The organism is Mesorhizobium sp. B2-5-4 (assembly GCF_006441095.1).
In the GTDB taxonomy this organism is placed as follows: domain Bacteria; phylum Pseudomonadota; class Alphaproteobacteria; order Rhizobiales; family Rhizobiaceae; genus Mesorhizobium; species Mesorhizobium salmacidum.
Genome location: NZ_VFUR01000034.1, coordinates 1 through 24468, shown reverse-complemented (window position 1 = coordinate 24468; position 24468 = coordinate 1). Strand labels below are relative to the sequence as shown.

At 59.3% G+C, this 24468-nt stretch carries 18 protein-coding genes; 9 read left to right on the top strand and 9 right to left on the bottom strand.

Annotated elements, in window-relative coordinates:
* Positions 1-6: 6 nt before the first annotated feature.
* A complete protein-coding gene (locus FJ492_RS27400) occupies positions 7-1029 on the bottom strand; it encodes an ABC transporter substrate-binding protein (protein ID WP_140510404.1) in 1023 nt (340 codons plus the stop codon).
* Between the two features lie 467 nt (positions 1030-1496).
* Between FJ492_RS27400 and FJ492_RS27395 the strand changes: the two genes are divergently transcribed.
* The 6 genes from FJ492_RS27395 (at position 1497) to FJ492_RS27370 (ending at position 8461) form a co-directional block, all read left to right on the top strand.
* Positions 1497-2423 (top strand): helix-turn-helix domain-containing protein, encoded by a 927-nt coding sequence (locus tag FJ492_RS27395; RefSeq protein ID WP_140510402.1) that lies wholly within the window; start codon positions 1497-1499, stop codon positions 2421-2423.
* 183 nt (positions 2424-2606) lie between these two features.
* Positions 2607-4118: an alpha-N-arabinofuranosidase gene (locus FJ492_RS27390; RefSeq protein ID WP_140773383.1), complete on the top strand. Its 1512-nt coding sequence runs from the start codon at positions 2607-2609 to the stop codon at positions 4116-4118.
* A gap of 48 nt (positions 4119-4166) precedes the next feature.
* A complete protein-coding gene (gene ugpC, locus FJ492_RS27385) occupies positions 4167-5258 on the top strand; it encodes a sn-glycerol-3-phosphate ABC transporter ATP-binding protein UgpC (protein ID WP_140773381.1) in 1092 nt (363 codons plus the stop codon).
* A gap of 13 nt (positions 5259-5271) precedes the next feature.
* Positions 5272-6195, top strand: coding sequence for a sugar ABC transporter permease (locus tag FJ492_RS27380; protein ID WP_246672980.1), 924 nt, complete (start codon positions 5272-5274; stop codon positions 6193-6195).
* On the top strand, positions 6192-7040 hold the full coding sequence (locus tag FJ492_RS27375) for a carbohydrate ABC transporter permease (RefSeq protein WP_140773379.1): 849 nt from the start codon (positions 6192-6194) through the stop codon (positions 7038-7040). The genes FJ492_RS27380 and FJ492_RS27375 overlap by 4 nt, the downstream gene beginning before the upstream one ends.
* Positions 7041-7141: 101 nt before the next feature.
* The gene (locus FJ492_RS27370; RefSeq protein ID WP_140773377.1) at positions 7142-8461 is read left to right on the top strand and encodes an extracellular solute-binding protein; all 1320 of its coding nucleotides are present in this window, start codon (positions 7142-7144) and stop codon (positions 8459-8461) included.
* A 188-nt stretch (positions 8462-8649) separates the two neighbouring features.
* Here FJ492_RS27370 and FJ492_RS27365 read toward each other — a convergent pair whose 3' ends face one another.
* From FJ492_RS27365 to FJ492_RS27350, 4 genes are all read right to left on the bottom strand, one after another.
* Positions 8650-9462, bottom strand: a complete 813-nt coding sequence (locus FJ492_RS27365) for an SDR family oxidoreductase (protein ID WP_140510392.1) — start codon at positions 9460-9462, stop codon at positions 8650-8652.
* A gap of 95 nt (positions 9463-9557) precedes the next feature.
* Complete coding sequence (locus tag FJ492_RS27360) at positions 9558-10061, bottom strand: SRPBCC domain-containing protein (protein ID WP_140510390.1); 504 nt, start codon at positions 10059-10061, stop codon at positions 9558-9560.
* 3 nt (positions 10062-10064) lie between these two features.
* On the bottom strand, positions 10065-10664 hold the full coding sequence (locus tag FJ492_RS27355) for an NADPH-dependent F420 reductase (RefSeq protein ID WP_140773375.1): 600 nt from the start codon (positions 10662-10664) through the stop codon (positions 10065-10067).
* Positions 10665-10868: 204 nt separating this feature from the next.
* Positions 10869-11603, bottom strand: coding sequence for an SDR family oxidoreductase (locus FJ492_RS27350; RefSeq protein WP_140510386.1), 735 nt, complete (start codon positions 11601-11603; stop codon positions 10869-10871).
* Between the two features lie 268 nt (positions 11604-11871).
* Here FJ492_RS27350 and FJ492_RS27345 point away from each other — a divergent pair, with 268 nt between their 5' ends.
* A complete protein-coding gene (locus tag FJ492_RS27345; protein WP_140752353.1) occupies positions 11872-12768 on the top strand; it encodes a LysR family transcriptional regulator in 897 nt (298 codons plus the stop codon).
* 301 nt (positions 12769-13069) lie between these two features.
* On the opposite strand, the gene FJ492_RS27340 is transcribed toward FJ492_RS27345, so the two are convergent.
* The 4 genes from FJ492_RS27340 to FJ492_RS27325 form a co-directional block, all read right to left on the bottom strand.
* Entirely contained in the window at positions 13070-13891 is an 822-nt protein-coding gene (locus FJ492_RS27340; protein ID WP_140773373.1) for a hypothetical protein, read from the bottom strand.
* Between the two features lie 350 nt (positions 13892-14241).
* Positions 14242-14853 (bottom strand): class I SAM-dependent methyltransferase, encoded by a 612-nt coding sequence (locus tag FJ492_RS27335; protein ID WP_140773371.1) that lies wholly within the window; start codon positions 14851-14853, stop codon positions 14242-14244.
* Between the two features lie 15 nt (positions 14854-14868).
* Positions 14869-16815, bottom strand: coding sequence for an FkbM family methyltransferase (locus tag FJ492_RS27330; protein ID WP_181166777.1), 1947 nt, complete (start codon positions 16813-16815; stop codon positions 14869-14871).
* A gap of 166 nt (positions 16816-16981) precedes the next feature.
* Complete coding sequence (locus tag FJ492_RS27325; RefSeq protein WP_140773366.1) at positions 16982-19786, bottom strand: glycosyltransferase family 25 protein; 2805 nt, start codon at positions 19784-19786, stop codon at positions 16982-16984.
* 1137 nt (positions 19787-20923) lie between these two features.
* Here FJ492_RS27325 and FJ492_RS27320 point away from each other — a divergent pair.
* Together FJ492_RS27320 and FJ492_RS29355 are read left to right on the top strand one after the other, a co-directional pair.
* Positions 20924-21265, top strand: coding sequence for a hypothetical protein (locus FJ492_RS27320; protein ID WP_140773364.1), 342 nt, complete (start codon positions 20924-20926; stop codon positions 21263-21265).
* Positions 21266-21356: 91 nt separating this feature from the next.
* Positions 21357-24468: DUF4347 domain-containing protein (locus tag FJ492_RS29355; protein ID WP_246676140.1), on the top strand; the 3112-nt coding region annotated here is incomplete at its 3' end.

Here is a 24468-nt window from a genome sequence, read left to right as displayed (position 1 = left end):
CAAGCCTTACTTGCTGAGCAGGTTCTGCTTGACCCAGTCGAGCGAATAGCTGGGGCTGATGATCTGGCCCCCCGGCAGCTTCGCATACTCCTTGAGATTGCTGGCATCGACGGTCGCCACCGGCATGATCATCAGCTTCGGTGCCTTGTCGCCCTTGAGCAGCGAAAGGCCGAGCCAGAATGCGGCGCCGCCAATGCCCGGCGTGGTGTTCATCGAGACCGTCTGGTAGCTGTTCTTGGCATTCTCCTCGGCCCACCATTTGACGAAGTCGGTGCCGCCGCCGCCTTCGATGATCGGCATCTTGCCGGCATAATCACCGCCATATTGGACGAAGGCCTGGGCAATGCCGACATCGTCGCTGCCGCCTTGGCCGAGCACGGCGTCGACATGTGGCAGCGAGGGCAGGACGTTGGCGATCGCCGCCTGCGCGACCGAGGCGGTCGCCTGACCATAGACGGTGGCGACAACCTTGATGTCGGGATATTTCGCCAGCACCGACTGCTGCGCGTTGAACATGTCGTTGTCGGGCGCCGAGCCCTTCACGCCGCGCACTTGGATGACGTTGCCCTTGCCGCCGATCATCTTGAAGACGGCTTCGGCCTGGGCCGCCTTGTAGCCCTTGAAGTCGAAGTTGAGCTGGTAGTTGCAGGGCGCCGAAGCAACCGAATCGAAGGAAACCACGATGATGCCGGCCTTGCAGGCCTTTTCGATGATGCCGTTGACCGCGGTTTCCGAGGCGGCATCGACGGCGAGCACGTCGACCTTCTTGAGGATCAGTTCGGCGATCTGGCTGTTCTGTTGCGCCACCGAGCCGTCACCGTTCATGACGACGTAGTCGGCGATCCGACCGGCCGCCTTGGCTTCCTTGGCCGAGGCCTCGAAAGCCTCCACCATCTGATGCCGCCAGGTGTTGCCGTAATAGGCGTTGGCGAGTGCGATCACCGGTGCGTCCGGCGACGCCATCACCGGCAAAACCGAAACACTGGCCAGCGCGGCGCCGGCAAGCGCCGCCACAATTGAAAACTTCATGATATCTCCTCCCAAAAACACCGGCCGACCTGATCGGCTCGTCTGTTCATTCCGTACGGTGGCTCTTTCCGAAAGACACCATACCATCTACATATTATACCAGCATACCAAGTAGGCAAGCTTTTTGCTGCTCTTGTCGGACCGCTGCTGAGCGTAGGCCCGCCAATGCGTTGAATTGGCATGTCGTCCGGTAAGGACCCCCGAGTCCGAGGGCCAGGTCGAGACTTCCAGCGTCCATGCCGCTATCGCCATCCCGATGCTGTTGCGCTGTCATTCCGCTTTCGTGAAGAGTTTCGGGCGTGAAGAATTTCGGGCGCCGGCAGGCGTACGAAAGTCCCCAAGGAAGGAACCCGCCGCGGTTGCGATCAATAAAAGTGACTTGGAGGCGGTCAGCGCATTGCTTAAATCAGATTCCAAGATATACAGGCGCAATTTCGGATATGGAATTCGTATAGACTGGCCAATCGATGAGTCGCAATTTTTTGGTGATCGAACCTGAGGAAGGCATGGCCGTCCTCAAGGGGCTGGCCTCTTCGGCGCGCATCTCGATGCTGAAACTGCTGCATGAGAAAGGGCCGATGAATGTCAATGACATCGCCGCCCTGCTGTCGCTGCCGCAGTCGACGGTCTCGACCAATATACAGGTGCTCGAGGATGCTGGCCTGATCCGCACCGAGAACCAGAAGGCTAAGAAGGGCAGTCAAAAGATCTGCTATCCGACCGCTGAGGAAGTGCTCGTGGTCTTCAAGAGCGAATATCGTTCGCTCAAGAACGACGCGATCGAAGTGTCGATGCCGATTGGGCTCTACACTGGATTCGAGGTCACCGCGCCCTGCGGTCTCTGCTCGCCGGACGGGATCATCGGTCTCCTCGATGTGCCCAACACCTTCCTCGATCCGGACCGCATGAAGGCTGGTTTGTTGTGGTTCACCCGCGGCTTTGTCGAATACCAGTTCCCCAACAATGCCAAGCTCGCCAATGCCGAGATTACCGAACTCGAACTGGTGACGGAGTTGTCCTCGGAAGTGCCTGGCACCAGCGCCGATTGGCCCTCCGACATCACGCTGACGATCAATGGCGTCGATGTCGGAACGTGGACGTCACCCGGCGATTTCGGCGACAAGCGCGGCGTCTTCACGCCCTCCTGGTGGAAGCTCAAGGGCTCGCAATATGGCAAGCTGAAGAACTGGCGAATTTCCACCGACGGCACCTATGTCGACGGTGTCAGGATTTCAGAAACCAGCCTCGCCGCCCTCGACCTCAAGGGCCATCATTCAATCCGGGTCCGTATTGGCGTCAAGGACGATGCCAAGCGTCCCGGCGGCATCAATATTTTCGGCAAGGGATTTGGAAATTACGATCAGGACATCCTGCTCAGGATCAAAACCAATTGATATCACCAAATCGGGTCTCAAAAATAACGCAGCGATTTCAATATACTGATTCCATTTACGACCGAGACTGTCGGTTAATTGTCAGACTTTTGGTGGTTTTTCGCTTGACGAATGGATCCTGCTTCCCTTTGATATCGAGTAAGATGATTTAAATCATCATTTGTGATATTTAGGGAGGAATGCATGAGGGCAGCCATAACGGCGCATCCGCACTATGTCGTCTCGGAAATCGATCCGAGGCTCTACGGATCCTTTATCGAGCATCTGGGGCGGGCGGTCTACACCGGCATCTATGAGCCCGGCCATCCGACGGCAGATGCCAACGGCATGCGTCAAGACGTCATCGATCTCGTCAGGGAACTCAACGTTCCGATCGTCCGCTATCCCGGTGGCAATTTCGTGTCCGCTTACAATTGGGAGGACGGTGTCGGCCCCAAGGAAGAACGCCCGGTGCGCCTCGACCTCGCCTGGCACACGTCGGAAAGCAACGAAGTCGGCCTGCATGAATTTGCCAACTGGTGCGCGTCCGCCAACACCGAGATGATGCTTGCCGTCAATCTCGGCTCGCGTGGCCTCGATGAAGCCCGCAACTTTCTGGAATATACCAATCATCCAGGCGGAAGTGAGTGGAGCGACAAGCGTATCGCCAACGGCCGCAAGGAGCCCTTCGACGTCAAGCTGTGGTGCCTCGGCAACGAAATGGACGGCCCCTGGCAGATCGGCCACAAGACCGCCGACGAGTATGGCCGCCTGGCCCATGAGACCGCCAAGGCCATGCGCGCTTTTTCCAAGTCGCTCGAACTGGTCGTATGCGGCTCTTCGAATGCCAAGATGCCAACCTATCCTGAATGGGAGGCGACCGTTCTCGACCATACCTATAACGAGGTCGACTATATCTCGCTGCACATGTATTTCGACAATGAAGCCAATGACGCGCCGAATTATCTCGCGATGAACGAGAAGCTCGACGGCTACATCGTCTCAGTCGCCGGCGTGATCGACTATATCAAGGCCAAGAAGCGCTCCAGCAAGCAGGTCTACATCTCGTTCGACGAATGGAACGTCTGGTATCATTCCAAAGAGCAGGACAAGAAGATCCTTGGCGGCAATGACGGCTGGCCCTTCGCCCCACCATTGCTCGAAGACATCTACAATTTCGAGGACGTGCTGCAGGTTGGCCTGATCCTCAACACCTTCATCCGTCGATCCGATGTGGTCAAGATCGCCTGCCTGGCGCAGCTGGTGAACGTCATTGCGCCGATCATGACCGTTCCGGATGGCCCGGCATGGCGCCAGACGATATTCTATCCCTATCTCTATGCCTCGATCTACGGTCGTGGCAATGCGCTGGATCTCAAGCTGGACAGCCCGACCTACAAGTCCACCGTCGCGGGTGAGGTTTCCTGCGTCGACGTGGCCGGCGTGCATGACATCAAAACCGGCCATGTTACCTTCTTCGCCGTCAACCGCCATTCGAGCGAGGCGATCGAAACGGTGATCGACATCAGCGGTTTCGGCGGTGCTGACCTCGTTGATCACCAGGTGATAACGCACGCGGATTTGAAAGCCGTCAATTCGGCCGGGAACCCCGGCAATGTCGGCCCCAAGAAGGGGGAGGGCGCCTCGGTGGCTGGCGGCAGACTGAGCCTATCGCTGCCGGCCTATTCCTACCAGATGATCCGCCTGAAACTCTGATCTCGGGCGGATCATCGAAAAGTGCATGCGCTGAGGAGGAGCGTCGACGTGACGGCCGATATCGAAATCAGGAATGTGAGCAAGCATTTCGGCGCCATGGCGGTGCTGGAGGATCTGTCGCTGTCCATCAAGGCACGCGAATTCATCGTGTTTCTCGGGCCGTCCGGATGCGGGAAATCGACGCTTCTGCGAATGATCGCAGGCCTCGAAACTGTCGATACTGGCGAGATCGCCATCAACAACGAGCGTATCGATCATCTGCCGCCGGGTAAGCGCGGCATTGCCATGGTGTTTCAGTCCTATGCGCTTTATCCGCATATGAGCGTGCGCGACAACATGGCCTTCGGGCTCGAGAATATCGGCATGTCGCGCGAAGTCATTGACGCGCGGATCAACGAAGCCGCCCGCATCCTCGAAATGGCTCACTTGCTAGAGCGCAAGCCGGGCCAGCTCTCGGGCGGCCAGCGCCAGCGCGTCGCCATCGGCCGTGCGATCGTAAAGGAGCCGAAGGCGTTCCTGTTCGACGAGCCGCTCTCCAATCTCGATGCGGCTTTGCGGACCCGCACACGCATCGAGCTTGCCCAGCTTCACCAGCGCTTGCAATCGACAATGATCTTCGTCACCCACGACCAGGTCGAGGCGATGACGCTCGCCGACCGTATCGTCGTCATGAACAATCGCAGGATCGAGCAAATCGGCTCTCCCATGGAGATCTACGAACGCCCCGCGACCAAATTCGTCGCAGGCTTCGTCGGCGCACCGGCGATGAATTTTGTCGAGGCGACAGTCGACAGATCGGCTGTGAACGCCACGGTCAGGTTTGCGGACGGAATGTCGGTTCGGACCGAGATCGCCTCCAGCCAGTTGACCGGTGGCAAGCACAGCTTCGGCATCCGTTCGGAAGATGTCCGCATCGTTGCTGCAGGGCAGGGCAATACCGACGGCGTGGTCGATGTGCTCGAGCGGCTCGGCGAACGCACCTTGATCTACGCACGGCTGGGCGATGGCCAGCAGATCGTCGGCTCCGATGTCGGCAACAGCCGCGTCGCCGTCGGCCACAAGGTCGGGCTAGCCTTCGATGGCCAGAAATCGCATCTGTTCAACGAGACAGGCCGCGCCTGGCACGCGAGGGAGGCCTGACGTGGCCGACGGTTTGACGATCCCGCGGACCTCGACGCCGGCCGCCAGCGTTAGGGCCCCAAGCGTCGATATCTACGCGCCGCAATGGCGAAATTTCATTTTCGTCGCACCATTCCTGTTCTTCTTCACGACGCTGCTCATCTTCCCGCTCCTTTGGGGGATGTGGCTGAGCTTCCACAAGGCCGACACTTTCTCATCCGGAAATTTTGTCGGTCTCGGCAACTATATCAGGCTGTTTAACGACAAGGTGTTCCTGCAATCGGTCTGGAACACCTTTTACTTCGTGCTCCTGACGGTGCCGACGCTGGCTCTGATCGGCCTTTTCCTCGCGCTTTGCCTCAACCGCCGCACGCGCACTGCCGCTGTGCTGCGGACCCTGTTCTTTTCCTCCTCGGTGCTGTCGGTTACCATCGTCACACTGATCTGGCGCATCGTGTTCATTCCGAATGTCGGCCTGCTGTCGACGATCTACGGATGGTTTGGTGCCACCGCCCCAGCCTTCATTTCCGATCCAAGCCTTGCCATGATCGGTATCGCCATTGCCACTGTCTGGTGGTGCATCGGCCTGCCGATGATGCTCTTTCTCTCGGCCCTGCAGCAGATCCCGCAGGATATCTACGAAGCGGCGGCCCTCGACAATGCCAATCGCTGGCAGACCTTGCGCTCAATCACGCTGCCGTCGATCAAACGCACTTTCGTCCTGGTGATCATCATCCAGATCGTGCTGCAATTCCAGCTGTTCGGCCAAGCCTGGCTGATGACGCGCGGCGGTCCCAACAACCTGACCAAGCCGATCGTGCTCTATATCTATGACACCGCATTCCGCCGCTGGGATCTCGGCATGGGTGCCGCGGCATCGGAAATCCTGTTCATCCTCATCCTGATCGCGGCCATGGCCCAGTACCTCGTCGCTCGCAACAAGGCAGACCGGGCATGAGTGCTCCAGCCACTTCCATCAAGGGGCGGGCATTTGGCGACCGCGTGTTGTTGGCCCTCGTCATCCTGCTTTCGATCGTCATGATCGCCCCGGTTCTGTGGGTCATCGGCCTGTCGCTCAAGGAAAATGCCGAGCTGATGGCCGATCCGAATTCGGTGTTTCAGGCGCCCTACACCCTCAAGAACTACCTCAACACCATCGGCACCTCGTCGGTATTCCTCTGGGTGGGCAACAGCATCGTCGTCTCGGGCGGATTGACACTCGGCACGCTGGTTTTGTCATCGCTCGCCGGCTACGGTTTTGCACGGCTGAACTTTCCCGGCCGAAACGTCCTGTTCGTGATCGTGCTCTTCGGTCTGGCGGTTCCGGAACAGGCCGTGCTTGTCGCCCGCCACCAGATCTTCAGCATACTGAAGTTCCACAACACCTATCACGGGCTCATTCTCCCCGGCCTGTCGGCTTCGTTCGGCGTCTTCCTGATGACCCAATACTTCAAGGCCATCCCGAAGGAGCTGGACGAAGCCGCCATGCTGGACAATGCCAGCCGCTTCAGGATTTTCTGGAAGGTGCTTTTGCCACTCACGGTGCCTGCACAGGCAACCCTCGGCATCTTCACCTTCCTTGGCGCGTGGAACGACTATTTGTGGCCGCTGATCTCGGCAACCAAGAAGGACATGTACACGCTGACCGTCGGTATGGCTTCGACACAGACCAATTTCGCCCAGTCTGAAGGCATCGGCTTTCTGATGGCGCAGGCGGTGTTCGCCGGCGCGCCGATCCTGATCGTCTACCTCTTTTTCCAGAAATACATCGTCACGGCCGTCTCTGGCGCCGCAGTCCGATAACGAAATTGCCCGACTGCAGGCGGCGGGGAGTGCGCCGCGGCGATGGAAAGCATGAAGCCAATCCAGGGTGGAGAGGCGGAAACTCAGTAGGAGGAACTGATATGAAAATGCAGAAAATACTGTTTGCCGCGGTCTCCGCGGGGGTAATGATGCTCGCCAGCCCGAGCCTTGCAGCGACGGAACTGACCGTGCAGCGCTTCTTCGGTGCCTGCGATGCCAATTTCGGCACCAACACCGATGTAGGCAAGGCCGTCGGCGAATGCGGCATCATCACCTCGCTGATCAACAAGTTCAACGCCGACAATCCCGACGTGCACGTCAATGTCACCACCGTGGAATGGCCGGGCTATGACCAACTGACTGCGCAGTTCGCTTCGGGCGATGCTCCAGACATCGTCACGATCCACGAATCCGCGCTGTCGGACTATCAGTCCAAGGGCCTGTTGATGCCACTCGATGACCTCTTGAAGTCCGTCGGCGTCGCACCTGAAGCCTTCACGGACGCAGCGCGCAACGGCGCCACCAAAGACGGCAAGATCTATGGCTTGCCGATCGACAGCTGGACGATGCTCTATCACATCAATATGGATCTCTTTAAACAGGCCGGTCTTGTCAATGCCGACGGCACTCCGATGCTTCCGAAATCGCCTGAGGAACTGCTCGCCCAGGCCGAACAGTTCAAACAGAAGACCGGCAAGCCCTACTTCGTTCAAAACCTGGCCAATGAGACGGCACTCTACACGCGCAATCTCTACACCTATCTCTTCCAGCAGGATTCCGACTTTTTTGCCGATCCCAAGCATGTGAAGCTGAATACGCCGGAAGCCAAGAAGGTCGTCCAGATGTACAAGGCGATCTTCGACAAGGGCTACACCACCAAGGACCTCGACTACGGCGGCGCTATCAACGCCTTCCTTGCCGGTGAGGGTGGCGTTCAGCTCAACGGCACGTGGGTTGTCGGCGACAACAATGCCCAGTCCGAAACCAAGGGCACGGCGCTCAACAAGGGCGGCTACGCGGTCTACCCGTATCCGCAGCTGTTTGGCGGCGCCCATGCGCAATATGCCGATGGCCACACCTGGGCAGTCTCGCATAAGGACCGCACGCCGGAACAGACCGCGGCCATCGGCAAGTTCCTGAAGTTCTTCGCCGACAACGATTTCGAATGGTCGCGCACCGGTCACCTGCCGGCATACAAGGCCATCATCACCTCGGACGCCTTCAAGGCGCTGCCGCATCGCAACACGATTGCCGCCATCTCCGATCTCGGCAGGCCGCTGCCGTCAGCGGTGCAGCGTCAGTTTGCGATCCAGGACATTGTCGGCGAAGAGATGAGCGCCGCAATCACTGGCCAGAAAGACGTCGATGCCGCGCTTGCGGACATGGAAAGCCGAGTCAACGAATTGCTCGCCAACATCTGACCACGGGTTTCCGGGAAGTTATCCCGACGCCCCCGCGGCTGGAAACAGTCGTGGGGGCCCATCTAGATCAATGGCATAGCTGGTCTCAAAACAATCGAGCGGGAGTGAGGGGAGGGTGTTGTTAGAAAAGTCCTTATCGATTCAGCGGTTTACACGCGATCTCGTACTGACGCCCTATAGCTAGACGCTTAGGCGACGAAGCGGACCACGCCACCATCCACGCGCAGAGCCGCGCCAGTGGTTGCGGAGGCCTGCTCTGAGCACACGTAGATGATCATGTTGGCGACCTCGTCGTTGGTCGCGAACCGCTGGATGAGGGTGGTCGGACGCATCGCCTTCAGGAAGCCCTGCTCGGCTTCTTCTTGCGTGATTCCGGTTGCCTCAGCCTGCTTGGCCATGAAGTCACCCAGGATCTCGGACCGGGTAGGTCCCGGCAGGACGGCGTTGACGGTGACACCCGTGCCCGCGACCGCCTCGGCAAGACCGCGCGAGACCGCCAGCTGCGCGGTCTTGGTCATGCCATAGTCGAGCATCTCCTTGGGGGTGTTGACTGCGGACTCGCTGCTCACGAACACGACGCGGCCCCAGCCCTTCGCCACCATGCGCGGCACGTAGTGGCGCGTCATGCGCACGCCGCTCATTACGTTCAGCTGGAACAGGCCAAGCCAGTCCTCGTCGGGGATCTTGGCGATGTCCTCGACGCTGTTATAGTCCCGGATGTGAGCCGTACCGAGGTTGTTCACGAGTATATCGGCGTCGGGCGCTTGCGCGAAGAATGTGTCGGCGCCCTCCGCGGTCGACAGATCGGCGGCGACGCCGGAGATCTCTCTGTCCGGGAAAGACTGGCGCATCTGCCGCACCGCCTCGTTGACCCGGGCATTTCCACGGCCATTAATGACGACCGACGCCCCGGCACGAGCTAAACCCTCTGCGGTGGCGCGCCCGATGCCTGCCGTCGACCCGGTGACGATCGCCGTGCGGCCCTTGAGTTCGATATTCATGTCATTCATCTCCAACCTTGGCCGGCACAGCCATCGCTGCGCTCAATGAGTTAATGCCTAGGCGGCAGGGCCGCCCAAGCATCAGGATAAACGGGCTAACCTGCCTTATTCGCGACTTCCGCCTCCGCCGCGCGTGCGAGGCTTTCGACCCATTCCTGGTGATAGCGGTAGAGCGCACCGGGATGCTTGCGTCCGAGTTCCTCGAGGAACCAGGGGCCTTGCTGTGTCTCCTCGGTCAGCACATGGCAACCATCGCTCGTGGGAGTGATGACCCAGCCGTGGTACGCGCTTGAGCCGGTCGCGTCGCCATCGACGGTCGTCGCCCACGCAAGCCTGTGGAAGGGCTCGCATTCCGTCACGATCAAACTCATCGGGAATCCAACCGTCACCCGGCTATACTTGGTTCCGAGCGCAAGTTCCGGATCGTCGGTCAGAACCTTGACCTGATCCTCGGCCGGAAAGTAGCTCGACCAATTTTCGGCGTCGACAAGCAGCCTCCAAACCACTTCAGGGGGCGCCTTCACGTCGATGTCGTTGAGCGCGTAGAGAGTCGACGTTCCCGGATCATACCGCTCGGGCCAAATTACATGGTCGTACACCGGTCATTGCTCCTTCTTGAACAAATCCTGGAAGATGAGCTGGCCCCAAACGCGGCCGCGTGCGTGCACCAGCGCGCCACCCTCGCTGAGCTTTCCCAGCTTGACGGGTGCGAACCCGAGTTGTTTGGCCAGGGCCCCCACGGGACCAATCGCGTCCTCATCGTCGCTCGACAGAAAGACGACCCGGTGTCCGCCCTCGACGGTCGGATCGGCAGCCAGGGTGGCCGCAACCAGGTGGTTGAAACCTTTCACGAACTTGGCGCCGGTGAACGCCTTCGCGACGAAGGCGGAGGACGGGAGACCGTCCAACTCCTCAGGGGGAACTAACGCGTTCATCGTGTCGATGACCGTCTTGCCTTTCCAGCTCGGCAGGGCCTTCGCAACCTCGCGATGCTCCCCGAACGGGACCGCCAAGATGATTGTGTCGGCCTCGAGTGCATCCCGCAGCGACTTGGCGACGACCGTGGGTCCAATCGCCCGAGCCTGCGGCGCCAGCGCCTCGGGCGGCCGGCGGCTCGCGACGGCCACTTCGATGTTTTTACGGGCGAAGGCGTGGGCGAGGGCCTGGCCTATCTTACCGAATCCTACAATCGCATAGCTCATAATACTTCTCCGATCTGTGTTGATATTGGCTCCCGGCCCTCAACGGCGCCGGGTTATCCGTTCTGCTTTATGGCGACCTTTGCGTAGACGTCCCGTCGTGAACGACTCCGGCGCGGCCGGACCGAACCGTTCAGCGCGGAAGTCGTTCGACCATGGACACGCTGGTTCCCGCCGATCAGCCGCTTCCCGCGATCCGGCGCGATTTCAGATGGCCGAGAAGCCTCCGTCGACAGACAATTCCAGCCCATTCACGAAGCTCGAATCGTCTGAAGCAAGAAACAGCGCGGCCGCCGCAATTTCCTCAGGACGCCCCATCTTTCCCCGCGGGATCAGGGATTCGAACATCTGCTTCGCCTCCTCGGTGAGAACTTGGTCCTGCATCGGTGTGGCGATCGGCCCCGGGTGCAGCACGTTCACCCGGATATTCCTGCCCTTCAGTTCGTTGAGCCACCCGCGTGCGAATGCGTGCAACGCCGCCTTGCTCGCCGCATACACGCTGTAGCCGGGAAAACCTTTCAGCGACGCAACTGATCCGGTCATGAAGATCGATCCGCCATCGTTGAACAGCGGCAACGCCTTCTGAACCGTGAACAGCGTGCCGCGCGTATTCAGGCCGAAGGTCGCATCGAAATGCTGCTCGGTAATCTCGCCCAGTGGGACGGCTTCGCCCGTGCCGGCGCTCGCATACAGGACGTCGATCTTGCCCTTTTCCCGCTTGACTGTATCGAACAGGCGGTCGAGGTCGTCGAGATTGGCCGCGTCGCCGCGCACGCCGGTCACGTTCCGGCCAATCAGCATGATGGCCTCGTCCAGCGCCTCCTGCCTCCGGCCCGTGATGAAAACGTAGGCGCCTTCTTCGACGAACCGCTTGGCGCTCGCCAGCGCCATGCCGCTCGATCCACCCGTGATGACTGCAACCTTACCTTCAAGCTTTCCCATGACTTCTCCTTTCGTGGTGTCGAGACAGCATCTGCCTCCGAGGACCTCGAAATGGGTCCGCTGGCGTCAGTTGGTGAGTGCGGAAACGCGCACATCGGTGGTGCAAAATCGATCCGGCTGACGACTGACGCCAGCCGCGCGACGATCTGTTTCCGCCATTCGGAACTGGGCGGCGCTCGTTGACATAAGCTATGATGACCGCCGTACTGCTGTACGATGCGTTGGATACGGGCTTTGGAAGGCGCACCGCGCGGTGCGGGATTGCACCATGATCGACTGGGATGACATTCGCCACTTTCTTGCCGTGGCACGCGGTGGCTCGGTGCGGGCTGCCGCCGAGGGCCTCGGGGTGTATCACTCGACCGTGCTGCGACGCATCGCTCAGCTCGAGGAACGCCTCGGGGCTCGGATGTTCGAAAAGCTGCCTTCGGGCTATCGCCTGACGACTGCGGGCGAGGAGGTCCTTGAGCTCGCGAACCAGATGGAAGCGTCGTCGCACCAGCTGGAGACCCGCGTTTTCGGGCGCGACCAGAGCGTGCGCGGGCTTCTGCGGGTGACGTTGGCTCCGACCCTCGCGACACACCTGCTCATGCCGGACTTCGCCGAGTTCGCGCGTCTGCATCCGGACATCGAGATGGAAATCTCATCGTCCGGCGAGCTGGCAAATCTGACCAACCGAGAGGCCGACGTGGCGATCCGCGTCGTCTACGACCGCAAGACCCTGCCGCTCAATCTTCACGGCCTGAAAGGGCCGGAGCTGTTCGGCCACGTCTACATGTCCCGCGATCGACTGGCCGCATGGCGTGCGGGCGCGCCTGATCCCATCCGGTGGATCGTCATAAGCATTCATGGAATTCCGGATTGGGTCATCGAGGGTGAGGTTCGCACCACGGGGGTTCCATTCAGGACCACGGACGCCGAGGCGCAGATCGTTGCTGTGCGGCAAGGGCTCGGAATCACGACGCTGCCGTGCTTCGTCGGAGATGCCGACCCCCTGCTGGTGAGGGTGCCGGGTACCGACCTGCACATGTACGGAACGCTCTGGCTTCTCACGCAGGGGGAGACACGCAAGACGAAGCGCGTGCAGCTCTTCACGGAATTCGTATCCCGCAGGCTCGCCGCATACGCTCCGCTTCTCGCGGGGCTGTCCATATCGCGCGACTGACGCCCGGCACTCACCGGCGACGCTTGCCGTAATGCGGAGAACTCCCAGGAAATAAACCGACCGTCTTTGAAACCGACCAGATCGAGGATCGCCGAAATTCTCCTCTGAATTCAAGAGCAAGAATTTCCGACGGTTCCGGATACGGTTCTCCGTCGTCAGCGGAAAGATTTTCTCGATGGATCAATGCGTTATGATGCTTTAGAACAATCGAGTGGGAGTAGGGAAGACTGCGAAACGGTCCTTTTAGCGTTACATGACACACCCGGTCTGAGGCCGGACCGATGGAGCTCCGCGCTCACTTTCACTTGAACCGTTGCGTACGCAACAAGTCCTGCAATCGGCGCGGCAGTTGCGGCGAGGCGTGCAATTGCTTGCAGCTGTTCTCCCATTGCCGGAGATATTCGGCGATCGGAATACTGGCTCGGCCGGGCCAGCGGTTGAGTGCGCCCAGCGCCTCGACGCAGTCCGGCGCGCGGTCGTATTCGCTGAGGATGGTCAGCGACATCGCCTGGGCGAATGGATTGAGCGCGGGCATCTCGATCTCGCCGCGATGGTCGGCGAACCACGCCGCGGCATCGCGCGTGAGCCCCTGGCTTTCAGCGAGGGCCGCATAGCGGTCGATAATGTCCTGGCGATAACGGGCGATGGCATCGCCGAAGGCGTTGTCGCCGGCGAAGGGCGGGGCGTCCTTCCAGCTTTTCGCCAGGCGCCCGAGCCCGCGCAGCGAGTGGGCCTCCACCATGGCTTCCTCGATCCATTGGCAAGGGGGCGCCGGCTTGGCGTCCGGCTGCCAGCTGTTGCAGAGCACGTGGCCGAGCTCGTGCCCGAACTGGTAGGCAAGCTTCGACCAGTCACGCTCGCCGATGTCGACGATGATCCAGGCCATGCTGCTGCCGTCCGGATGCAGCCAGACGGCCGGCGTACCTGAAGTGTGCTCGTCGACACGCAGCCGCGTCGGCTGGCGGTCGGAGAGCAGGCGGACCCCATCCAGGCAGGCGTGCCGCATGCGCTCGACGACCTGCTGGGCCGCACCAGGCAGCATGCGCCCCCAGTCGCCGGCAAGCAGGATGGGCGCGGTGAGGAGGGTTGGCGATGGGCGGGCCTTGGCAGATGTGGGAGACATGGCTGCGTAGCCTTTCCGCGAATGACTCAACAACGTAGCCAAGCTAGTAGACAATAAGACGGCAGCTAGTATGCCAAACTGTCGCCTGTTCGCCAGCTGATGTTCCTTGGTCCAAACATACGTATCGGGGTATGGCCGGAGCGTCATCGGGAACCTTCTCCTAGGATGATGCGCTTCACTATTTTGTCCAAGACATTTTTCCGTTGGATAATAACGATTTCTCCGCCCCCATCGCAGGGGGTAGCGCAACTCCATAACCATCGAACAACGCTCAAGGCAGTGTCTAAGTTTCTAGTTGCCTCGCAGCGGCGGCAAGCATTAGAATTGGTTTGGCAATGACACTGGGTTTCTCATGCACCGATTTGCGTCATCTCCCACAGACACATCGCCTTCGATGCGTAGTGTTCCTCCGGCATGACTAGGAGTGGCAGCGGCAACGAGAATGGCGGTTGCTGCAAATTGAGAAATCCGAATCCGCCCGTTTCCAGTGCAGTGTCCTGTGCCGAGGTCAAATGGCTTGAGGTGAACAGCCAGCGCGCGCCGCATTGCTTGAAGTTGCGAAGCGCGCGCCAGATATCGGACTCGGTCAGATGCTGCAGACAGTCCCGTGAAAAAATGAAGTCGACATTCGGCAGTGGTTCGGCAGCCAGGTCGAGTACGTTGAATTCGCGGTTCGCGTATCGCATGCGATTGGTTTCGATGACTTCCGGAACGATATCGCACCCGATGTAGTGAGTATTGCCCAAATCGACGAAGCGCATCCAGTTGAAATCGCCGCAGGGCGCATCGAGCATGGACTTCACATCGAGTGCGCGCAAAAGCATCGGCAATACGGTTCGCACACGATGCGTCATCGCGTACGCTGAACCTAGTCCGGAGCGCGATTCCGCGGAACCCCACTCGTTGCTTTGGTAAATGCGCGCGAAGGGTTCGCGGGGATCATTGGGTGTGCTTTGCGTCATCGAATACGCCCCTTGCTACGTATGACCGCCGGCCGGAAACCTGCGGTTCGATGTCGCTATCGACCTCTCTAGGGCTTCAGCAGACTCCTCAAGCATAGGTAGGAATGGATAGAACCAAAGTGTGTGGTCAGGCCTGGGCGACCAGTTCGGAAAGTCGAATTCAGTCGGATATACGGTCGTCGACGGGACGCGCTCAATCAGGTCGGATCTCACATACGACAGCTCCATCACGGGCGCGACTACGTGTCCATCGACAATTCTCAGAGGTTCGTTATTGTTTGAATGCACATGAAATAACGTGAAGTCACTGTTAATTTTCGATAGCGCCGCCACGAAACCAGCTCGGTAAGTCTGATCACTCAGTCTGTCCAACCAGTGGAGTTCCATCGTAATTTGCCGGAATTGTCGAAGGATTTCTTTCGGAATTGCCGAAAACACCTCGAACTCAGCACCTTCGATATCGATCTTCAGAAGTAGATCAGGCCGCCCCTCATGACCGAGCCTGTTAAGCTGATATGCTAACGTGTACAAGGACGCCGCTTCGCTGTTATCTGCTGCCAACCCCTGCTTGTAGAAATGGAAGTTCGGGTGCTCAAGAGGAGGCCCATCAACGGTGTGGTCGAACATGAAGATATCTTTTCCCATGTTCGCCATTTCAAGATCAAATGAAACCTGATTTCCGATGCCGAAGCTGTAGACAATTTCTATTGGATCAAAGTCATCGAGAATGACATATCCCCCATCACTTTTACATCCGACCCTCGTCTTGAGGAATGGTTCTACATCGTATGGCCTGAGAAGGCCTAAGGCTTGAAAGATCTCTAGTGAGCGAGGAGGCTCAGAGAGCGAAAAACTTTCGTAGCCCAGGCAATGGGGTCTGGAGAGAGTTATGCGCCCATCAAGCTCGGCGCAAAGGAACGTGCCGCCAACATGAAAGCCAACCCAAACCCAGTGCTTCGGGAAGATCTCCAAGCTGGTGGGCGCCGACGTCTTGGACTCCCTGGCGACCAGCGAGCAATCTGACTGAAAAGCAATTGGAAGGCGGCGATCTTCACCATCGAATATCATCTGCCCTTGCTTCCCATCGGACAGAAATCTGACATTTGTAGAACTACTGTCGATCGGGCCATGGCGCAGCTCGCCTGAGTCGGCTTTCACGTACAGCACCGTGCCGTGAGCCGTATATATCCAAGGCAGCGTTTCGAACCGCTCCTTGGATATATCTAATATAGTACTCGACTGAGACTTGGTGAATCCGGGTGACTTCAAGACGCTCAGTACGCGCTTGTACCGCTCCAGATTTCCCCCGCGCTGCAAATGGATCGCATCCCTCTCCGAGGAGTGGGGAAGCGAACCTGTGGGGTAAAAAGGTTCAGTTTCGGAAGGCGAATTCCATATGAAAATAGGAACCTGGCGAGACGTAAAATAGAGAGATAGAACCACATCGTCGCTTTGCCGGCAGTCCACGTCTTTCGAACTTGCCTGTAGGTATTCTAAGAAGTCGTCTCCGATGCATGCAGGAGGATACAGCACTGTACCAAATCCCTCAAACATAGATACTTGCGTTTCGCCAAATCTGAAAGTGATACTTCCATCTGTGTTGAAGTCGCCACCGTGCCTCGCAAGTATGCGATGCTCCGAAGCGCGATGTCCACGGTATAACATTGCCAGCTGATTTGCAGGATACGCAAAGTCGTCATCTACCGACCATAAGTACGTTTCCTGGTCGTGCTGGTGTCGTAGCAGTGTGGGGGCAATCTTTGTGATCGGGCCATAGTCGTCCGTTCGAAAAATCTTTACCCGTTCCATTTCCGTGAGCCACGTCGGCAGAGTATATGGTTCATTCGTACGCACACATACATATGGAACATTCAATTCTATATGCTCCACCGGAATGGTCTGGCCAAACACGCTCTCAAGTGCAGGACCAATTCGATCAATTCGCGAGGGAATGGTCGTCATCGAAGCGATTATTCGCATAGCCTGTACTACCTCCGGTCGAAAACCCCGCTGCGCTGGCTGATATCTCAGATCCTGCTAAGGTTGAAGCTGATCGATTTGATGTCCTCCGTAGGGTCAAGCGCATTTGAACGGCACCAAGGCCTCCCCGCAGACGCAGGGCAGAGTCTTATTCGGGTCGCAAGCCATCTGCGGCCCCCCGATGTGAAGGTTGCTCGTCATCATGGATGACCAGCGGCGGCATACAAACGAACGCATTCATTGAGTTATACGCCGCGGACATCGCGCAATCGATGCCCTCATCCTCTAGGACTAATCCAGTCCCGGGAAACGGAATAAGTCTTTTTCGGAGGGGCAGGCATTTGTCAAGAAGTACTTGAGCACCCCGTGGAGTTACTAAATAGGCCAACGCGCCAAAGGAATGGACCAGGCGGATAAGACATCTCGAATAGTTGTCAGATTGAAATTGAGCCGGGACCTGTTTGTGCTTTCGCTCGTAGAATTCCAGCTTGGCTTTGGAAAAATCGACGTTCAACCACAGGAATAGAGGATCAAAATTGAATCCCCACTTTACCATATCCCAGCTCGCTGGCGCTATGGACAGGATGCGGTTCGACTCCTCAAGAAAGTTGAACGACGCGTAGACGTCGTCCTCGAAAATGGTAATTGGCCGCTTCTCGGCCACCGCTAATTTCCACAAGTTGATGTGGGATAGAGCACATCCCAATGCGCCGGGCTGATACCCGCAATCCTCAGTAATTGTTCCGTCGTCTACCAAAGCTTGCAAGGCCGATCTATCGAGGGATGCTCCATCGACGGCCGACACGCGAATTGTTTTGTTCGCCAAGTGAGGATTCCTGTCTTGATATTTGCGCCAGCGCTCAACGCTGCTGTCCAAGTTTATGAGATGAATTTGCGGCGGCTCGACAGGTCGAGCTGGCATCGTCCCGGAGCCCGAGAGGGTGATGCGAGTGAATGCGGGGGTATCGCCCGCACCATGCAACAGTGCTCGAGCGCGCTCGATCCCGTCACTCACATGGTATTGGCCGTCGCCAAAGGTGATGTAGCCATAGACTTGTCGGTTGTCCATATACTGGACGACGCCGGCCTTCCTAGCGCTGTCGGCAAAGATGACGTACTCGTACCGGGATGTGGCATCCTCATATGTCAGTTCGATCAGCACATCGGCGCGGACGAGATAGGTGCAGTGCACGAGCGGCATCTCGATAATGCCGCGCACATGGCGGTTGAGCACCCAGCCATATTGATCGCATTGTTGATAATATCCGTTCGCATCGATCTCGGCGTGGTAGTTCGAATAGTATTGACCGGGCGAGATAGAGCGAAGCAGGGGAGCGACGATTGGCAAGTCGAGCGCGATAAGTTCTCGCAGCGTAGCCGGTCGCACGAAATTGTCGACGTCGACAACGAAATAGAAATCGCAGCCGTGCTGGAGAGTTTTCCGCAAGCTTATGTTGCGGATTCGACCGAGCACTCTGAAGCGCGTCTCGTTCCATTCGTGCTCGCCAAACTGCTCCACACGATCGGATACGTCTGAGGCATCGAACTCAACCGCCGCATAGAGGTGGCCCACACGCTCTACCCATTCGCGCAATATGTGCTCGGTCCTGTCGGTGTTGTTGTTCGTCCTGATGTACAGGACGATCGACGCCTTCGGGTAGTCGAGCGCCTCGATGCACTCAAGGTAAAGCGGCAGTGCCGGCTCCTTCTGCTTTGCCAAGATTGCTATGAGGACGCGTGGGGTACCCTTGATGCGCGATCGCAACGAACGCTGCCGCACAAGCTTGTGCTGATCGGTCAAGCTCTCGGCCCCGAACGCCCCAAGTTTCGGCGCCTCGTGGAACGGAAGTTTGTCGGTGGCGAAGCGCGCGTTGGCCAGCACACGCTTCGCCATTTGCGCAGGCAATCTTTCAGTCGCGAGCAATTTCAGACAGGCATCGAGCGATTCCCGGTAGGCGCCTGTCCAGTAGGCATTGACAGCAAACTCGTCGAGCAGTCCGTAATCGTAGACCCAGGGCTGCACGAAAAGCCCGGCGGGTTGGGTAAGGTCGAGCCCTCGACGCGCAAATTCCATTCCTTCCGCATTCCGACCCTGGTTGCGGCAATAGAGGCTCGCGGCGTGAAGAGCCTCCGCGCGGGTGGGAACGATCTGCGTCGCACGCTCAAATACGGCAACGACCTCATCGAATGGCCGTGCCAGCGCTGCCATGAGATTGCCCGCCTCGAGCAGGCTGACGTAGACCTCCTCGTCCCAAAAGCCCAGTTCGGCACGCTTCAGATAGTTCGCCAGCGATTTTTCACGTTCACCGCAATCCCTGTAGCTCTGCGCCAAATAGAAAGTGTATCGCGAAACAAGGAAGGGATCGGTCTCCGTTGCAAGCGCATTTTCAAGAACAGCCGCGTCGTCTTGGTACTTTCGCGGGTTTTGGCTGCGTGCTCCGCCACGCCCCGTCGCCACGCGAAACCCCTTGGCGGTCTCGCGTGTGAGATTGCCAGGAGGGGCCTCGAGATATTCGTGCAGCACGCCCTTGAACGAGAACGGCAGCCGGTTGCGGCAGATCTGCGGGCGATAAAACGAAATGCCACCATGGGACACCTCGATGTCGTATAGATCGTGTTCCATCCGCAACTTGAACTCGATCGGATCGAAGCCGGGGTCTTGAACCACAGTGTCGTCCGCGTCGATGATCATGGCGTAGTCGACCGTCTCGACTTCACGCAGCCGGGCAAGGGCGAAGGTTCGGTTGTAGGCGAAGTCCCGCCAGGGCTCGTCGATGACTGCGCCATTTACATTGTGGGTGGTCAGGAAGGTACGGATGAGATCCTGCGTGCCGTCCCCGGAACCTGTGTCGACGACGAGCACATAGTCAACGAGAGGAAGCGCGCTGGCGAGGCATTGCAGGATGACCTTTGCCTCGTTCTTGACGATCATGCATAGGCCGATGGTGCTCATGTTAATCCCTCGGCGGAGCGGCGTTCGTTACACGCTGCTCGAAATTGTTGAAGGGGAACAGTTCGCAAGACACATTCCGCGCGGCCTCGGCCATTTGCATGGCGTTTGTTGCAGAGATCGATCGCCCCTTCCTGTTCAGCATCTCAACCCTATCCATTGTTAGCCAGCGGCTTCCGTCACGGCAAGGGGCTCGTGTTCACCCTTGGGCCGGGGGGTGCGAACAAACGTTCCCGTCGGCTCAACCGCTGACGCACAAATTCTTCGGCGACATCGAGGGCTCGACGCGAGCCCAGGGACGTCTTTAAGCCTCGGTTTTTTCAAGGCGTTTGGGCCATGCGCGCCATTTCGATCTCGGCCGAAAAGTAGTTGCTTGTCCTCAACAATTAATAAATCGTTAACTTCGTTATTTACAAGTTGCTAAATTTAGATTTTACTAATGTCTTGTGCATGGGAAGGTAGCCGCGGACCGGGCAGAGGGCCTGTCGGCTACGCAGTCTACAAGACCAGGAGAGTATCTGGAGCAAGTTACTTTGTGCGTTGAGGGCGCGCAGGGCCAAATCACTTCGTGCGTTAGGGCGCATGGGGCGTTTGTTGACGTGCTGGAGAGACGTCGTATCGCCTTGAACTCAAGGCCAGCGTTTTCCCAACCTGATATTCCCTCGCGAGTAGTCGGTTCCCTCGCAAGTCGTCGTCGAGAAATCGGCACGTGCGTTACGGGAGTTGGCTGTGGTTGGCGTGATACCAAGTACGAAACGATGCGCTCGCAACGCGGGTTCGGCTTCGATCAGTCCCTCAATTATCCGCACCTGGAGGCTAGCCAGGATTGTCCCGAAATTGACGGGTTTTCTTCTGCGCACTGTGGATCACAGTGCGCCTGCGAACTTCACACCCACCTCATTGAAGACGTTCGATTTGAAGACGTTCGATCGAGCAGCGCGAAGACGCCGTCAAGTCTTGCTCTTGCGCGCCGGTCTCGTCACCCTGCTCACCCTGCGCGTCGCCAGTTGGCTTGCGGAGCTGCAGCCAACGTGGGTCGAGACTTTGTCGACCCGCCGATCCGCGAAGGTCGCATGCGCTCGGCGGCGATTGGAACCAGCAGTTGAAATCTAAGGATACGAAACAGGAGGAAGCTGCGGCATGGCCGCAGCCGACGAGGAGGACATGATGAGCTACACGGCAGGATTTGCGGTCATGGAAGTCACAGTTCGGGGCGTTTTGCCGATCGGCGACACGACCGAAAATGCACCTTATTTCATTCTGGACACGGCCAAGAGCGCGATCGTCGGTCAGGTCATTCTGCCCAAAGCCGTCAAGCGAAGCCTCGCCGTCGCTCTCACCGTCAAAGTCCCAAGCACCGCCGGCTCACTTGGAATTGGAACGTTTGATGATGGCGGGAATTTCCAGGCCGCCAGCTTCCTTCGCGTCGAGACCCCAGCCGTAGAACGACCCGACGGCGCCGTCGGGTCGTCCGGAAGGTGACGCGTCTCAAGCCCCTTGTCCCCAGCGCTCGCCGGCCAGGCCGGTGGGCTGTGTCCCCGTGAATTGAATTCGAAGCCAACAGGAGCCAGTCATGGCCCGTGCCTCTGAAATTCTTTTTGTCGATCCTTCAGTCTCCGACCTCCAGACGGTTCTCGGCAACCTGCGCCCCGAGGTTCAAGCGATTGTGCTCGACGGCCGCCGGCCGGCGGCGCAGCAGATCGCTGCCGCGCTCGCAGGGCATGCAGGGCTCGATGCAGTGCACGTGATTGCGCATGGCGCGCCTGGCCAGGTTAGCTTCACTGCAGGAGAGTGGTCGACCGCCACATTGAAGGAAGAGGCTGAGGATCTTGCCGCAATCGGCCGGGCGCTTGCCGCTGATGGCGAACTGCGGCTGTGGAGCTGCGAGACGGCATCGGGCAATGGGGGCGAGACCTTCGTGGCGGCGCTAGAAGAGGCCGTCGGCGCGGACGTCTGCGCGTCGAGATCGCTGGTTGGCGCAGCCGCACTGGGCGGCGCCTGGGAACTGTCCGCACGCGTAAGCTCGTCCACGCCTTTGCCGCCACTGACCCCGGATGGGGTGGCAAGTTACACCGGGGTTCTTGTGGCAGGTAATCTGACTCTTTCCGGCGCAATAGCGCCTGGCAGTAGCAAAAGCATTAATACATTTTACCTTATAGATACAACTGCTAGTCCAGATACGGTTGTTGGGAGTTTTGTTCTTCCATCGTCAGCTAACAATGTAGGGTTTAATTTTGCTATAACTATAACAATCCCGGACACAACGCACGATTATACTATTTATGATAGTGGTTTCAATTTGTATGGCACGCTTCTGCATGGTGCCACTTTTACCTTCACCCCTGATGCTACTAACAATGGCAAAAATGGCGATACGTTTAATGGGGGCAGTCTCATCGTCACGAGTCAAGTAGGCGCCACGGGCGCGACCGGAGCAACGGGCGCGACAGGAGCTACTGGTGATACCGGCGCTACGGGTGCGACCGGCGCGGGCGCGACCGGTGCGACAGGAGCTACTGGCGATACCGGCGCCACCGGTGCGACCGGCGCGACCGGCGCGGGCGGGACCGGCGCAACTGGAGCCACGGGCTCGACCGGAGCCACAGGTGCGACAGGTGATACCGGCGCTACAGGTACAACGGGCTCTACTGGCGCAACCGGAGCCACAGGTGCGACCGGCTCAACCGGATCGACTGGAGCCACAGGTGCAACTGGTGACACGGGAGCAACTGGTGCGACCGGCTCGACCGGAGCCACAGGTGCAACCGGTGATACCGGAGCGACAGGCTCTACCGGTTCGACGGGCTCTACCGGTTCGACCGGTTCTACCGGAGGCACAGGTGCAACCGGCGATACCGGAGCGACAGGCTCTACCGGTTCGACCGGAGGCACAGGTGCAACCGGTGATACCGGAGCGACAGGCTCGACCGGCTCGACTGGAGCAACCGGCTCGACCGGTTCTACGGGAGTCACAGGTGCAACCGGTGATACCGGAGCGACAGGCTCGACCGGATCGACTGGAGCAACCGGCTCGACCGGTTCTACGGGAGCCACAGGTGCAACTGGTGATACCGGAGCGACAGGCTCTACCGGTTCGACCGGCTCGACTGGAGCAACCGGTTCGACCGGCTCTACCGGAGCCACAGGTGCAACCGGTGATACCGGAGCGACAGGCTCGACCGGATCGACTGGAGCAACCGGCTCGACCGGCTCAACGGGAGCCACAGGTGCAACCGGTGATACCGGAGCGACAGGCTCTACCGGCTCTACCGGCTCGACTGGAGCAACCGGCTCGACCGGTTCTACGGGGGCCACAGGTTCAACCGGTGATACCGGAGCGACCGGCTCGACTGGAGCAACCGGCTCGACAGGCTCTACCGGAGCCACAGGTGCGACCGGTGACACCGGAGCGACAGGCTCGACCGGCTCTACCGGAGCCACAGGTGCAACCGGTGACACCGGGGCGACAGGCTCGACCGGTTCGACCGGCTCGACTGGAGCAACCGGCTCGACCGGTTCTACCGGAGCCACAGGCGCAACCGGTGATACCGGAGCGACAGGCTCGACCGGCTCTACTGGCTCGACTGGTGCGACCGGATCGACTGGCTCGACCGGTGCGACAGGCTCGACCGGTGCGACAGGCTCTACTGGTTCGACAGGCTCGACCGGCTCGACCGGCGCGACTGGTTCGACCGGCTCGACCGGTGCGACTGGTTCGACCGGATCGACCGGCTCGACCGGTGCGACAGGCTCGACCGGATCGACTGGCTCGACAGGTGCGACAGGCTCCACTGGTTCGACCGGATCGACCGGCTCGACCGGTGCGACTGGTTCGACCGGCTCGACCGGTGCGACAGGCTCGACCGGATCGACCGGTGCGACCGGCTCGACCGGATCGACCGGCTCGACCGGATCGACAGGTGCGACTGGCTCTACCGGAGCAACTGGCTCTACCGGAGCGACCGGCTCTACTGGTGCCACCGGGCATACCGGGTCGACCGGAGCTACCGGCTCGACTGGAGCGACAGGTGCGACTGGTGCAACCGGCGCGACCGGAGCTACAGGTTCGACTGGGGCGACTGGCTCTACCGGAGCAACTGGCTCTACTGGTCCCACCGGGCATACCGGTTCGACCGGAGCAACTGGTGCGACTGGCTCTACCGGTGCCACCGGGCATACCGGTTCGACCGGAGCGACAGGCTCGACCGGAGCGACAGGCTCTACCGGAGCCTCAGGCTCTACCGGCTCTACTGGTGCCACCGGGCATACCGGGTCGACCGGAGCTACCGGCTCGACTGGAGCGACCGGTTCGACCGGAGCTACCGGCTCGACTGGAGCGACCGGCTCGACCGGGGCAACTGGCTCGACAGGCTCGACTGGTGCAACCGGAGCGACCGGCTCGACCGGAGCGACAGGTTCGACTGGTGCAACCGGCTCTACCGGAGCAACTGGCTCGACTGGTGCGACGGGCTCGACCGGAGCAACTGGCTCTACTGGCTCGACAGGTGCCACCGGGCATACCGGCTCGACTGGTTCTACCGGAGCAACTGGCTCGACTGGAGCGACTGGCTCTACTGGAGCAACTGGCTCTACCGGTGCCACCGGGCATACCGGCTCGACTGGAGCGACCGGTTCGACCGGAGCTACCGGCTCGACTGGAGCGACCGGCTCGACCGGGGCAACTG